The sequence below is a fragment of the Ramlibacter sp. genome, assembly GCF_050250995.1.
Classification (GTDB): Bacteria; Pseudomonadota; Gammaproteobacteria; order Burkholderiales; family Burkholderiaceae_C; genus Ramlibacter.
Genome location: NZ_JBFWNP010000015.1, coordinates 54,630 through 67,575, shown reverse-complemented (window position 1 = coordinate 67,575; position 12,946 = coordinate 54,630). Strand labels below are relative to the sequence as shown.

The 12,946-nt window shown below is 71.5% G+C and carries 11 protein-coding genes; 6 read left to right on the top strand and 5 right to left on the bottom strand.

Going from position 1 to position 12,946, the window contains the following annotated elements:
* Positions 1-14 precede the first annotated feature (14 nt).
* The 3 genes from AB7E83_RS12460 to AB7E83_RS12450 all read right to left on the bottom strand — a co-directional run bounded on the left by AB7E83_RS12460 (position 15) and on the right by AB7E83_RS12450 (position 6,640).
* Positions 15-974 carry a Bug family tripartite tricarboxylate transporter substrate binding protein gene (locus AB7E83_RS12460; RefSeq protein WP_428569816.1) on the bottom strand — a complete coding sequence of 320 codons (960 nt, stop codon included), beginning with the start codon at positions 972-974 and terminating at the stop codon, positions 15-17.
* A 90-nt stretch (positions 975-1,064) separates the two neighbouring features.
* Positions 1,065-4,829, bottom strand: a complete 3,765-nt coding sequence (locus AB7E83_RS12455) for a translocation/assembly module TamB domain-containing protein (RefSeq protein ID WP_428569814.1) — start codon at positions 4,827-4,829, stop codon at positions 1,065-1,067.
* Positions 4,829-6,640, bottom strand: a complete 1,812-nt coding sequence (locus AB7E83_RS12450; protein WP_428569811.1) for an autotransporter assembly complex protein TamA — start codon at positions 6,638-6,640, stop codon at positions 4,829-4,831. The genes AB7E83_RS12455 and AB7E83_RS12450 overlap by 1 nt, the downstream gene beginning before the upstream one ends.
* A 193-nt stretch (positions 6,641-6,833) precedes the next feature.
* Here AB7E83_RS12450 and AB7E83_RS12445 point away from each other — a divergent pair, with 193 nt between their 5' ends.
* Both AB7E83_RS12445 and AB7E83_RS12440 read left to right on the top strand, forming a co-directional pair.
* A complete protein-coding gene (locus tag AB7E83_RS12445; protein WP_428569889.1) occupies positions 6,834-7,310 on the top strand; it encodes a VOC family protein in 477 nt (158 codons plus the stop codon).
* A gap of 23 nt (positions 7,311-7,333) precedes the next feature.
* A complete protein-coding gene (locus AB7E83_RS12440; protein WP_428569809.1) occupies positions 7,334-8,305 on the top strand; it encodes a hypothetical protein in 972 nt (323 codons plus the stop codon).
* Here AB7E83_RS12440 and AB7E83_RS12435 read toward each other — a convergent pair.
* Positions 8,256-9,182, bottom strand: coding sequence for an NADP-dependent oxidoreductase (locus AB7E83_RS12435; protein ID WP_428569806.1), 927 nt, complete (start codon positions 9,180-9,182; stop codon positions 8,256-8,258). The genes AB7E83_RS12440 and AB7E83_RS12435 overlap by 50 nt on opposite strands.
* A 30-nt stretch (positions 9,183-9,212) precedes the next feature.
* Positions 9,213-9,488, bottom strand: a complete 276-nt coding sequence (locus AB7E83_RS12430) for a TfoX/Sxy family protein (RefSeq protein WP_428569804.1) — start codon at positions 9,486-9,488, stop codon at positions 9,213-9,215.
* A gap of 218 nt (positions 9,489-9,706) precedes the next feature.
* Between AB7E83_RS12430 and AB7E83_RS12425 the strand changes: the two genes are divergently transcribed.
* The 4 genes from AB7E83_RS12425 to AB7E83_RS12410 are packed head-to-tail and all read left to right on the top strand — an operon-like array spanning position 9,707 to position 12,938.
* Positions 9,707-10,120: a Zn-ribbon domain-containing OB-fold protein gene (locus tag AB7E83_RS12425; RefSeq protein WP_428569801.1), complete on the top strand. Its 414-nt coding sequence runs from the start codon at positions 9,707-9,709 to the stop codon at positions 10,118-10,120.
* A 4-nt stretch (positions 10,121-10,124) separates the two neighbouring features.
* Positions 10,125-11,282, top strand: coding sequence for a thiolase family protein (locus AB7E83_RS12420; RefSeq protein ID WP_428569799.1), 1,158 nt, complete (start codon positions 10,125-10,127; stop codon positions 11,280-11,282).
* 10 nt (positions 11,283-11,292) lie between these two features.
* On the top strand, positions 11,293-12,081 hold the full coding sequence (locus AB7E83_RS12415) for an IclR family transcriptional regulator (protein ID WP_428569796.1): 789 nt from the start codon (positions 11,293-11,295) through the stop codon (positions 12,079-12,081).
* Positions 12,078-12,938, top strand: coding sequence for an FAD binding domain-containing protein (locus AB7E83_RS12410; RefSeq protein WP_428569793.1), 861 nt, complete (start codon positions 12,078-12,080; stop codon positions 12,936-12,938). Before AB7E83_RS12415 ends, AB7E83_RS12410 begins: the two co-directional genes overlap by 4 nt.
* Positions 12,939-12,946: the final 8 nt, after the last annotated feature.

Below are 12,946 nucleotides of genomic sequence, written 5' to 3'. Positions count from 1 at the left end.
GTCCGGGATCCCGCTCAAGAAGGCTGGATCCCCGCCTTCTTCACCACCGCGCGCCAAGTCTCCATCTCGTCGTTGCGGAACTTCACCATCGCGTCGCCGCAGGTGTCGGCCGATTCGAGGCCGCGATTCTGCTGCATGGCCGCGATCTCGGGGGTCTTGACCGCGCGGCCGACGAGTTCGTTCACCTGCGCCATGATGGCGGGCGGCGTCTTGCCGGAGGCGTAGACGCCGAACCAGGGCTGCACGGCGAAGGCGGGCAGCCCTGCCTCGGCGGCGGACGGCAGGTTCGGCAGCGCGGCGATGCGCTTCTGCGCGCCGGCCACGAGCGGCCGCAGCTTGCCGCCTTCGAAGAACGAACGCGCGGACGAATGGTCGATGAAGACCGCGTCGACCTGGCCCGAGCTGACGTCGGTCAGGCCCGCCACGCTCGCGCGATACGGCACGCCCGTGAGCTGCACGCCGGCCGCCTGCGCGAACATCTCGCCCGCCAGACGCATCCCGGTGCTCGCGTACGCGAAGGTCAGCTTGCCCGGCTGCGCCTTCGCCGCCGCGACGAAATCGGTTACCGTCTTGTACGGACCCGCCGCCGACACGTTGAGCAACAGCGTGCTGCGGCCCACGCTGCACACCGGCACGAGGTCCTTGATCGGGTCGTACGGAATCGTCTTCTTGATGAGCGGATCGAACACGGTGAGCGAGTTGCTGCTGAACATCAGCGTGTGGCCGTCGGCCGGCGCGCTCAGCAGGCCCATGCCGCCCAGCGTGCCCTCGGCGCCGGTGCGGTTCTCGACCACCACGTTCACCTTCGCGACGCTCGTGAGCGCCTGCGCGAAGTCGCGCGCGAGAATGTCGTTGATGGTGCCCGCGCTGAAGGGAACGATCAGCGTGATCGGCTTCGTGGGGTAGGCCGCGGCGACGCCGGCGGCCACGGTCAGCGCGGCGACTGCCGCGAACTTGGCGATGAACTTGAACATATCGGCCTCTCGGGTAGTTCCAAGGGATTGTGCAGCGCCGTGCGCGGCCGTGCGGCGAACTTCGCGGATTTCGCAATCACGCGCGAGCGCTCACCACGCGAACGTGAAGATGAGGTCGATGGCAGATGCCTGCCCCGCCTCCGCGCGCACCTTCATCCTTCGCGACAGCTCGTAGAAGATGTAGAGCGTGCCCATGCCGCCCGACAGGGTGCGCTCGTACGAGGCATAGAAGTTGTCCGCGAAACGCTTGCCGAGCGACACCATCGCGCCCTCGCTGCCGCGGCTCACCGACAGGTTGTCCAGCCCGAGCCGGCCCGCGATGCCCGGGCCCGATTTGCCGCCGCCGCGCGCGGCGAGCAGCGCGAGCGCGGCCTGCTGCACCAGCGCCGCCTCGGCGCCGGTCGCGGCCGTCGGCTTGCCCGTGACGAGCAGCGTGAGCTTCTGCGCATCGGCCATGTCGGGCTCGGAATACAGCCGCACCACGGGCGACTGCGCGCGGCCCGTGACCATCACGCCGACGCGCTGTTCCATGCGCGGCCGAATGGCGAGCACGTCGAGCGCGGGATTGTCCGGCGGACCCGTGAAACGGATCTCGCCGCGCTCGATGTCGAGCTGCTGGCCGTACGCGCGATAGCGTCCGCCGACCGTTCGCACGGTGCCGTTCAGGCGCGGCTCGCGCAGCGACGTCGCCGTCACTTCCACGTCGCCGGCCAGCCGGGTGTCGACGCCGCGGCCCTGCAGCCGGAACGCATTGCCCAACGAGATCCTGAGCGACGCGCGCATCGGCCGCTGCGCCGCCTGGCCCTCGGCGCGCTGCGGCGGCGGCTGCCTCTTGCGCTCGTCCGCCGTCGCGATCTGTCCCGGCGCATTGCGCACGACGACGTCGTCGCCGAGCTGCGGCGCCGACTCTTCCGGGATCGTGATGACGGCCTCGTCCACCGAGAGGCGTCCATCGACCTCGGCGCGCTGCGGCGTCACCTTCGCGTCGAGCGTGCCCGACATGGTGATGCGCCGGTCGGCGCGGATGCTCGCGCGCAGTTTCGCGAGCTGCACGGACGCGTCGAACTCGGGCCCGGCCGCGGTCCAGCGGCCCTCGCCGCGCGCCGTGAGCGTGCCGCCGCCCTCGCCTTCGCCCGCGCCCCGCAGCAGGAGTTCCTCGACGCGCAGCCGATCGCCGTCGAGCCGCACGCGCAGCCGGCCGTCGCGCAGCTCGACGCCGTCGACCACCGAACGCAGCGCGAGTTCGTCCCCGCTCACGATGCCGCTCGGACGCGGCGCAGCGCGCGTGCCCGCGATCTCGACGTCGGCGCGCACCGTGCCGCGCAGGCGCCAGCCCGGCGGCGCGAGCAGCGACCAGATGCCGATGCGCGGCAGCTCCGCGCGCACGCGGCCCTGCAGCGGCGCGTCCTGCGGCCACTGCCACCCGAGCGCGCCGCCAGGCACGAGGCGGGAGGAGACCTCGGCCGTCGCCGTGCCGGCGCGCTCGCTGTCCCAGCGCGCCGACAATTCGACCCGCCCGGCCTGCGCACGCACGCGCACGCCGGCGTCGCGCACGCCGGCCTTCACCCGCCGGCCCACGCCTTCGTCGCTCTCGGCGAAGACGTCGATGTCGCCGCGCACGCGCGACAGGGTCGCATCGAGCCGCAGGTCGCGCGCGAGCTGCGCGTTCCACTGGCCGTCGAACACCATGTCGCCCGACAGGGCACCGCCAGCGAGCTGCGGGCCGCCGACGATGGAGAGCCACGACATCGGCAGGCCGGCGATGCGCCCCTGCGAACGCAGCTCGCCGCCGCCCCAGCGGATGGGCGACCACGCAAGGGTCGCGGGCGGCGTTCGCGAGGCGCCCGTGGCCGGCGCGCTGAGGGTGGCTTCGCCCGCGCTGGTGGCGAGCACGCCGTCGGCCCATTGAAGGTCGAAGGGCGTGCGCGACTGCAGCTCCCACGGAATCTCGCCGCCCCCGAGCGACGGGTCCTTCAGGGCGAAGCGGAATTCGGAGACGGCCGCACGCCACTCCGCACCCGCCTTGCCGCCGCGGGCGCTCAGGTTCGCCTGCACGCTGCGCGTGCCCTGCTGCGCCAGCGCGCGAAGCTGCAGCTGCGCATCGCGCAGGCGTCCGGCGACGGTGGCCGACACGTCCCGGACGGCCCAGGCCGCGTCGCCGCTGCCCCAGCGCACCTGCGGCGACGTGATCGAGCCCTGCACCGCGGGGTCGTTCCAGCCGCCCTGCCATGTAAACGCGGTGAGCGCCTGCCCCGCGACGGGCGTCGCGACGAGCGCCGAAGGCACGAGCGGCACGCCGCGCAGCCACTGCTGCACGCGCGCGAGGTCGCTGGCGCGCACCTCGACCTTGCCGCCGCCGCGCGAGGCGGAGATCGATCCGTCCACGCGCGCGTTCATGCCCGGCGCGTCGAGCTCGAGGCGGCCGCTGCCGGAGCGCGCCTTGATGTTCGCCGCGAGCGTGCCGCGCAGCTGCGCGTCGCTCGCGCGCGCCTGCAGGGTCTGCAAGGTGAGCGTGTCGCCCGCCCATTGGCCCCTGGCCAGCAGTTGCTGGATCTGCAGCGCGGCAAGCGCGGAGGCTGCGTCGCCGCCGGCCGACGGTTGTGCCGACGGTCGTGCAGCCGGCCGCGCCCGCGCCTGCCCCGCAAGATCGACATCGAACGCGATGCCATCCTTCACTTGGCGCGCCTGCGCCTTGCCGCTCACGTTCATGGGCGCGAGCGTGCCGTACACCTCGGCCGGGTTCACGCCCTTCACGTTCGCATCGACCTCCCAGCCGCCCGCGCGCCATTCGCCCTTCGCACGGACTTCCCCGCCGCCCACGGACGCGAACAGTTCGCGCACGAGCACCGCGCCGCCGTGCCACTCACCCGCGCCGCGCAGCGCACTCGCGGGCAGCCTGCCCTGGTCCCACGGTCCGGCGGCGGCGTTGTCGAGGTCGGCGCTCACGACCCATGTCGCGGTGCCGGCCGGCTTCACTTCGACCCGGCCCGACAGCAGGGTACGAGGCGCCTGCGGCCACAGCGCGCCGACGTCCACGCGCTGCAGCACGGCGTTGGCGCGCGGCACCGGCTGATCGGCGAATGGCGTGACGTGTGCCGTCACGGTCGCGCGCGGCGGCTGCGTCGCCTTCACGTCCGGGCGCGCCGACAGCAGCGCCTGCACGTCGAGCGTGCGCACGGTCCCGCGCGCGGTGGCCTCGAACTCCAGCGGCACCTTCTCCTGCGCGCCGGGCACCGGCGTCGAAAGCGCGCCGCGAACGCGCGCGTCCACCTTCATGTCGCCGGTCGCGCCGAGCTCCAGCTTGCCGCCGTAGCGCCCTTCGGCCCAGCGCACGCCGTCGATGACCAGCTCGTGCTTCAGGCCGCCGAACCGATAGCTCCCGGCCGCGCCCTTCGCGTTCACCGCGACGCCATTGCGATAGTCGATCTCGCCGACGCTGAACTTGTCCACCACCACGCGCATCGGCAGCGCGAGCGACGCCGGCAAGCTGAACGGCTCGCCCGTCGCGGGCCGCTTGTCGGTGACGATGACCGATGCGGCTTCGAGCTCGTCGACCTGCACCGTGCGCCTGACAAGCGCCGGCGCGTTCCATTCGAGGTGGACCTTGCGCGCCTCGACTTTCAGGCCGTCTTTCTCCCACACGAATCGCTCGATGCGCAAACCGTCGCGCAGCGACCCCGTCACGCCTTCGAGCGTCACGGGCAGGTCACGCGCCGCGCGGCGCAACGCCCAGTCGAGCGAGCCTTCCGTGTCCGTCCACCACCACAGGCCGCCCGCCAGCAGCATCAGCAGGACGATCGCGCCCACGACGATGCCCAGCAGCGTGCGCAGCGCCCGGGACAGCATCGCCAGCATCAAAACGTCACCCCCACGTTGAGGTGCAGGCGCAGCTTCTGCGTCTTCAGACCGTAGCCGAGCGCGACGTCCAGCGGGCCGACGGGGCTGCGCCAGCGCACGCCGCCGCCGACGCCGACGCGCGGCTTGAGGTCGCCGATGCGGTTGGCCACCGCGCCCGCGTCCACGAACATCACGCTCTCGAAGTCCGACGCGTTGCCGCGGATGCGAAGCGGACGTTGCCATTCGACGCTGCCGCTCGCGAGATAGCGGCCGGGGCCGGTGCGACCGCCCGCGAGGTCCACGCCGATCTCGTGATACTTGTAGCCGCGCACCGTCGTGTCGCCGCCCGTGCGGTAGAGCAGCGTGGCGGGCAGCAGCGCCGACTTGCGCGCGATCACCGCGCCGAGCTCCGCGCGAAACTGCAGCCGCCCTTCCTTCATCGGCCGGTACATGAGACCGTGCGCCATCGGCCGCAGGAAGACCGAGCGATCGCCGGCCAGCGTGATGCCGCCGCCCAGCTCGCCCGTGATGCCGTAGCCGGCCGTGGGCAAGAGGTCGCTGTCGAAGTAGCGGCCGGTCCACACGTAGTTGGCGCTGAGCGCCGAGCCCGTGCCGAGCTCCTGCGGCGCGACGAAGACGCTGCCGTCCGCCCGCGCGGTCGCCCGGTCGTACTGCAGGTAGTAGTTGCGGTCGATGTGCCGCCACGACTTGATGCGGCCCATGCGCAGCCGCTGGCCGTGGGTGAGCACGCCGTCGTCCTCCACGCGCCCGGTGCGTCCGAGCACGCTCCAGCGCCAGAGGTCGTCGTCGGGGATGGACGTGGCCTCGGCCTGGATCAGCGGCGTCTTGCGGTTGAGGTCGAGCTTGCTGACGGTGCGCCAGCCCACGAGGGGCAGGCGGTTGTGCGTGTGCTCGACAGTCGTGCGCGGGCCCACGTCGGTGGTCACGCCCACACCGAGCACGAGGCGCTGCAGCGGCGCTTCGCGCACGGCGACCTGCACGGGCGCGGCCGCCGGATCGCCGTCGGGGTCGACCAGGAGGAATGCCGAATCGAAGTAGCCGCTGCCCGTGAGCCGCAACTGCGCCTCCACGAGCTCGTTGCGGTCGTACAGCGAGCCGGGCTGCAGCTGCGAGAAACGGGGCACCAGCACAGGGTCATACTTCTCGATACCCGTGACCTGCATGGGTCCGAGCCGGTACACCGGTCCCGAGTTCAGCCGCAAGGACAGCGACGCCTTGTTCGCCGCCGCATCGACGTCCGCCAGGCTGTACTCGATGCGTCCCGCGAGAAAGCGGCGCGCCGTGAGGTCCTGCAGCGCCTGTCGCTTCGCGCCATCCCAGTCCTGCTGGGTGAACCGGCGCCCCACGGGAAGCGCCCAGCCGCCGCGGATGCCCTCGCGCTGCTGCGCGATCCCACGCTCCTCGGCCGTGATGGCGCCTTCGAAAGCGATGTCGACCTTGTCGATGGCGGCCGGCGTGCCCGGCTCCACCGCGACGGTGATGCGCGGGCGCGACGGACCCTTGTCGCGCGCGATTCGGATCGTCGGGCTGAAGTAGCCGCGCGTGCCGAGCAGCTGCCGCGCGTCGCGCTCGGCCAGCACGATCAGCCGCTGGATTTCCACGTCGTCGAGGTCGCTGACCTCGCGGTACCGGCGCAGTTCGAGGTGGCGCTCGAGCAGCTCGCGCAGGTCGCCCGGCGCCTCCACCACCAGATCGAACGAGGGCGCGTTCGCGTCGACCCCGCCCGGCGCGGGCGCCTGCGCCACGGCGAGCGCCGGCGCGAGCAGCGAGGCAAGGATGAGCAGGAGCGAGCGGGCGCGAACGGGCATGGACCTTCCGTACAGTCGAGGAGGAGACTATGCAGGCAAGCCGCCGATGCAGCCGTCAGCGGATTCCGACAGTTGCGTCCGCTGATGAGCCATGATGCCAAATGCAAAGGTCACGGAATGGCCGCCTGACCTCGAAAACCGAGGGTCGTGGGGTCAAAATGGCATCCACGAAGCAGGAGAAAAAACCTTGACGATTCCCAAGAACACGATCTGTCTCTGGTACGACGGCACGGCGCTCGAAGCCGCCGAGTTCTACGCGAAGACCTTCCCCGACAGCGCGGTCCTGGCCACGCACCGCGCGCCCGGCGACTATCCGTCGGGCAAAGAGGGCGACGTGCTCACCGTGGACTTCACCGTGTGCGGCATCCCCTGCATGGGGCTCAACGGCGGACCGGTGTTCAAGCACAACGAATCGTTTTCGTTCCAGATCGCGACCGACGACCAGGCCGAGACCGACCGGCTGTGGAACGCCATCGTCGGCAACGGCGGGCAGGAAAGCGAATGCGGCTGGTGCAAGGACAAGTGGGGCGTGAACTGGCAGATCACGCCGCGCGCCCTCACCGATGCGTTTCAAGATCCCGACCCCGCGGCGGCCAAGCGCGCCTTCGAAGCGATGATGACGATGCGCAAGATCGACATCGCGAAGATCGAGGCGGCGCGGCGCGGCTGACGCCGCCGCTTCCCACCCACGACATGACGCCGCCTTGGCGCTGGTTTGCGTGGGGGCTCTGCGCCTGCGCCGCGAGCGTGCTTCCCGGCACGCGTGCGCAGGTCATGGCGCCGTCGCAGGCCTCCGCTATTGCACCGCGCGCGTGGCCCTGGCTGGGCGTGACCACCGACGACCCGAACGTCGACACCGCCGCGCAGATCGAGGCACTGTCCGCGCTGCCGCGCCGGCCGGCTTTGCGCGTCGTGCTCGACGAAGGCACCCCGCCTTCGTCGTACGTCGACTCGGTGCGCCGGCTCGCCGCCGTGGCGGACGTGATGGCGCTTCCCGTCGACTCGTCCTGGATGAAGGACATCGACGCGAAGCGCGCGGGCGAACGCGCGCACCGCTACCTGCGGGCGCTGGGCGATGCGGCGACGATCTGGGAGGTGGGCAACGAGGTCAACGGCAATTGGGTGGGGCGCGATCCCGTGCCGAAGATCGAAGCGATGTTCGACGTGGCGCGGGCGCACGGCAAGAAGACGGCGCTGACGTTCTTCCATGAGAACCCGGCGACACCCGGCCACGACATGCTGCCGTGGATCGACACCCATATTCCGCCGGGCCACCGGCTGCGTGCAGGCCTCGACTACGTCCTGGTGAGCTATTACGAAGACGAGAACGGCGGCCACCGGCTCACTCAGCGGGAGATCGATGCCATCTTCACCGGCCTCGCGCGGCGCTTTCCGGCGGCGAAAGTCGCGTTCGGCGAATTCGGCTGGGGCCGCGAAATCCCTCGGGACGCCGCGACGCGCGCCGAGCTCATCGGGCGGTTTCATTCGTACACGACCCTGGAGCCGGCGTTCGTCGGCGGCGGCTTCTACTGGCACTTCCGCCAGACCATGTCTCCGAAGAGCAAGCCGGACCACGCGCTGCTCGTGAAGGCGTTGTCGCCCCGAGCGCCGCCGTTCACCGCACCTTCAGCACCAGCTTCCCCCGCAGGTGCCTCGCCGCGCTGACGCCGACGGCCTCCGCGGCGCGCGACAGCGGATAGTCGGTCACGACGGGCGTCCGCACCACGCCGGCCTGGTGGAGTGCAACGATGCGCTCCAGCGGCGCCCGCGCACGAGCCACGGGCGGCTTCAGGATCGCCACGTCGCCGCGCGTCGGCTCCGTCGGCAGTCCGCCGATGAACGCGGCTCGGCCACCCGGCTTCAGGACCTCCAGGGACCGGTTCGCCACTTCGCCGCCGACCGTATCGAGCACCGCGTCGCAGTCGCGAACCGCTTTCGTGAAGTCCGTGGCGCCGTAGTCGATCACTTCTTCGGCGCCGAGTTCGCGCAGCCACGCCATGTTGCCGGCGCTGGCCGTGGTGACGACGCGTGCGCCGATGTGCTTCGCGATCTGGATGGCGACGCTCGCCACCCCGCCCGCGCCGCCCTGCACCAGCACCGTCTCGCCCGGCTGGAGCCGCAGCGTGTCCTCGATCGCGCTCAGCGCCGTGAGCCCCGTGAGGGCCAGCGCGGCGGCGACGGTGTGCGAAACGTCCGGAGGCTTCTTCGCGACGATAGCCGCGCCGATCGCCAGCTTCTCGCAATACGTCCCGTTGCGGCCGGCTTCGAGCACGCCGAACACCTCGTCGCCGACGCGGAAGTCGTCGACGCCCTCCCCGATCGCACCGACGGTGCCGGAGAAATCGCGGCCCAGGATCAGCGGGAAGCGGATCTCCGCGCCCGGACTCACGTACTTGCCGGAGATCGCCCGCCAGTCGGCGGCATTGACGCTCGCCACATGGACGTCGACGACGACCTGCCCGGGGCCTGCGGCCGGATCGGGAAGGTCTCCGTGGATCAGGACCTCGGGTCCGCCGAATTGCTGGAGGTAAACGGCCTTCATGGACCGACCTTATACCGCCTGCGCGTGCGGTCAGCGCCTCTTTCGGTTTCCCGCTCGCGCCCGGAGCGCGGCGTCCAGTGCGAGCCGCACCCAGGGTCCCATGAGCGCCGGCGAGTCCATGGCGTCGGACGGGGGCGCCCAGTAGCCCGTGACCTGCGTCGTCCCCTGGCGGGTGTACTCGAAACGGCAACCCCCGGCGGTCTCGAATCGCTCGCGGGTCTCGTCGTCGGTCTTCAGGTAGAGCACGTCGCCCGCGAGGATCGCGACGAACACGTCGTCGACGTAGAGTCCGCGGCCGCCGAACATGCGCTTGCTGCTCCGCGCCCGCCGAGGACAGCAGCTCGGCGCAGTAGGTGGCGAATTCGTCTCGTACGGGCATCGGTCGACTGTACGGCACCGATTGCTCTTGTCCACCATCCGCCGAACGCGCACCGCATTCCGCCAGCCGGAATCGCTCGCATGGTTTCCGGCCCGCACCGTCCCATACTCGCCGCGAAACCAGGCCGCACGAAGGAACGACGACGATGGAAACGAGGCAAGACGAACGAAGCTGGGCACTGCCCGGGACACTCGCGCGCGATGGCGAAGGACACGTCCGGCTCGTGTGCGGACGCTGCACCGCCTGCGGCTGGCGTGCATTCCCCCGCCCGCCCGTGTGCGCGAACTGCTGGAGCGAGCAGTTGGAGGATCACCTCCTTCCGCGCAACGGAACGCTGTACGCCTATTCGGTGGTCCACCGCGGCCGCGAGGGCTGGGACACGCCCTACGTGATCGGCGTCGTCGACTTCGACGGCGGCGCGGTGCGCGTGAGCGGACCGGTCCGCGGCGCGGGCACCGACATTCCGCTCGACGTGCAGGTCGTCGTCGGCGAGGGACGGCTGCGCACCGACAAGGCCGGGCGCGACCACTTCGCGCATCAATTCACGCTGGCGGAGTGAGCGCATGACCTCCACGAACACAGGCCGCCGTGTCGCCGTCGTCGGCGCCGCCATGAACCGCTTCGGCCGCTACCCCGACCTCGCCCTGCACGACCTCGGCTGGCCGGTCGTGAAGGCCGCCGTGCAGGACGCGGGACTCGAGCGCGGACAAATCGAAGCCGTTTTCGCCGGCTCCGGCTTCGCCGGCCGCCTGCCGGGGCAGCGCGTGCTGCGCTCGCTCGGCATGCTGGGCATTCCCGTTGTCAACTGCGAGAACGCCTGCTCCAGCGGCGCCACCGCGTTCCGCCAGGCCTGGCTCGCGATCCAGGACGGGCACTACGACACCGCGCTCGTGCTCGGTATCGACAAGCTCTCGGCGCTCGGCGGCGGGGTGCTGCCCGGCCAGCCCGACGACGCGGACGTGGCCGTCGGCATGAGCATGCCCGCGCTGTATTCGATGCGCGCGCGCCGCTACCTGCACGACCATCGGCTCACGCTCCGGCAACTCTCGCAAGTGCCCGTGAAGGCGCATCGCCACGGCGCGCTCAACCCGCTCGCGCAGTTCCAGAATCTCGTGACGGTCGACGACGTGATGAACGCCAAGCCCATCGCCGAGCCCTTCACCATGCTGCACTGCTGCCCCACCGGCGACGGCGCCGCGGCGGTGGTGCTCACGGCCGCGAGCAAGGTGGAGCGCTGCGCGCAGCCGCCGGTGTGGGTGCGCGCGGCGCATCTCACCTCCGGCGTCTACATGCCCGGCTACCGCGACATGACCTCGCCCGAGATCACCCTGCGCGGCGCGAAGGAGACCTACGAGGAGGCCGGGCTCGGGCCGAAGGACGTCGACTTCGCGGAAGTGCATGACGCCTTCTCCATCGCGGAGCTGCTGTACTACGAGGCGCTCGGCTTCTGCGAGCGCGGCGCGGCCATGCACCTGCTCGAAAGCGGCGCGACCTCGGTGGGCGGCCGCATCCCCGTCAACCCGAGCGGCGGCCTGCTGTCGAAGGGTCACCCGGTCGGCGCGACCGGCATCGCACAACTCTGCGAACTCGTGTGGCAACTGCGCGGCCAGGCCGGAAAGCGCCAGGTGGAAGGCGCGAAGGTCGGCTTGGCGCACTGCACGGGCGGCGGCATCATCGGACTCGATCATGGCGCCTGTGCGATCACCGTCCTCGCGCGCTGAAGGGCGCACCGTGCGTACGCCCGCGGCCTCGCGCACGCTGTCCGTGCTGACGGCGCTGGCGAGCGCGCCCGCGCCCGCCCGCCTGGCGGATGTCGCGCAGGCGGCCGGCCTGTCGGCCATGGAGGCGCGGCGGACGCTGGAGCGCCTCGTCGCCACGCAACTCGCCTGCCGCGATGCGGAGAGCGGCTATTCGCTCGGCCCGCAGGCCCTGCGGCTCGCCGCGCTCATCGCCCATCACCATCCGCTGGAGCAGCTCGCGCGGCCGGTGCTGAAGTCGCTCGTGGCGGAAACCGACGAGAGCGCAACGCTGAACGTGCTGTTGCCCGATGAATTGCTCGCGGCCTGCGTCGCCGCCGAGTACGGTTCCGCCGCCCTGCAGTACGAACTGCCGCTGGGCGAGCGCAAGGAGCTGTTCGCCGGCGCGAGCTGCAAGCCGCTGCTCGCGCACCTGTCGGCGCAGCAACGCGAGACATTGGCCATGCGTTCTGCGCCGACCGGCGTTCGCGCCCCCTTGAAGCGCGCCACGGCGCAGCAACTCGAGGCGGAGCTCGAAAGCATTCGCCGCGACGGTTACGCCTTCAGCCAGGGCGAGCGTCTGCCGGGCGCCGTCGGCATCGGCGCGCCCGTGTTCGCCGCAGGCGGCCGCGTCGCCGCCGTGCTGGCGCTCACCATCCCCGAGATGCGGTTCGCGCCCGCGCGCCGCGACCTGCTCGCGAGCAGCGTCGTGAGCCACGCCGCGCGCCTGTCGCATCTGCTGGGCCACGTCCACGAACCGCTTGCCACCGAGGAAACCGCATGAAGCCCGCCGCGTTCCGGTATCACGCGCCCCGCACCCTCGACCAGGCGCTCGCGCTGCTCGCGGAACACGAGAACGCCAAGGTGCTCGCGGGCGGTCAGTCGCTGATGCCGATGCTCAACTTCCGCGTCGTGCAACCGGACCATCTCGTCGACATCAACCGCGTCGAAGGCCTCGCGGGCGTGCGCGGCGACGGCGGCGCGATCCGAATCGGCGCAATGACGCGGCAGTGCGACCTCGCGACGACGCCCCTGCTTCGCGAACGTGCCCCACTCTTCGGCGAGGCCCTCGCGCACGTCGGGCACCCGCAGACGCGCAACCGGGGCACGATCGGCGGATCGCTCTGCCATCTCGACCCGGCGGCGGAACTGTTCACGGTGGCGGCGGCGCTCGATGCGCGCATGGAGATCGTCGGGCCGGAAGGCAGTCGCAGCGTGCCGGTGGCCGACTGGAGCCTCGGCTATCTCACGCCCGCGCTGCGCGACGGGGAATTGCTCGCGGCCATCGCCTTCGACCCCTGGCCCGCCGGGCACGGCTTCGCCTTCGACGAGTACGCGCGACGGCACGGCGACTTCGCGATCGTGTGCGTTGCGGCGCTGCTGTCGCTCGACGCGCAGGGCCGCATCGCGCGAGCCGCGATCGCGCTGGGCGGCTGCGCGAGCGCGCCGGTGCGCCTGGCCCGGGCCGAGAAGGCACTCATCGGCGAGCCCATGTCCGCCGCCGCATGGGAACAGGCAGCGTCGGAGGCTCGCGAGATCGACGCCATGGACGACGCCTACGTGCGCGGCGCCTACCGCAAACATCTGGCAGGCGTGCTCGTGCGCCGCGGACTCGAACGCGCGGCGGCCCGCCTGCGCTGAGGAGGATC

What these genes read in the sequence shown, in the direction of transcription:
- AB7E83_RS12460 (WP_428569816.1), bottom strand. Translation starts at nt 974, where the DNA reads ATGTTCAAGTTCATCGCCAAGTTCGCGGCAGTCGCCGCGCTGACCGTG.
- AB7E83_RS12455 (WP_428569814.1), bottom strand. Translation starts at nt 4,829, where the DNA reads ATGCTGGCGATGCTGTCCCGGGCGCTGCGCACGCTGCTGGGCATCGTC.
- AB7E83_RS12450 (WP_428569811.1), bottom strand. Translation starts at nt 6,640, where the DNA reads ATGCCCGTTCGCGCCCGCTCGCTCCTGCTCATCCTTGCCTCGCTGCTC.
- AB7E83_RS12440 (WP_428569809.1), top strand. Translation starts at nt 7,334, where the DNA reads ATGACGCCGCCTTGGCGCTGGTTTGCGTGGGGGCTCTGCGCCTGCGCC.
- AB7E83_RS12435 (WP_428569806.1), bottom strand. Translation starts at nt 9,182, where the DNA reads ATGAAGGCCGTTTACCTCCAGCAATTCGGCGGACCCGAGGTCCTGATC.
- AB7E83_RS12430 (WP_428569804.1), bottom strand. Translation starts at nt 9,488, where the DNA reads ATGTTCGGCGGCCGCGGACTCTACGTCGACGACGTGTTCGTCGCGATC.
- AB7E83_RS12425 (WP_428569801.1), top strand. Translation starts at nt 9,707, where the DNA reads ATGGAAACGAGGCAAGACGAACGAAGCTGGGCACTGCCCGGGACACTC.
- AB7E83_RS12420 (WP_428569799.1), top strand. Translation starts at nt 10,125, where the DNA reads ATGACCTCCACGAACACAGGCCGCCGTGTCGCCGTCGTCGGCGCCGCC.
- AB7E83_RS12410 (WP_428569793.1), top strand. Translation starts at nt 12,078, where the DNA reads ATGAAGCCCGCCGCGTTCCGGTATCACGCGCCCCGCACCCTCGACCAG.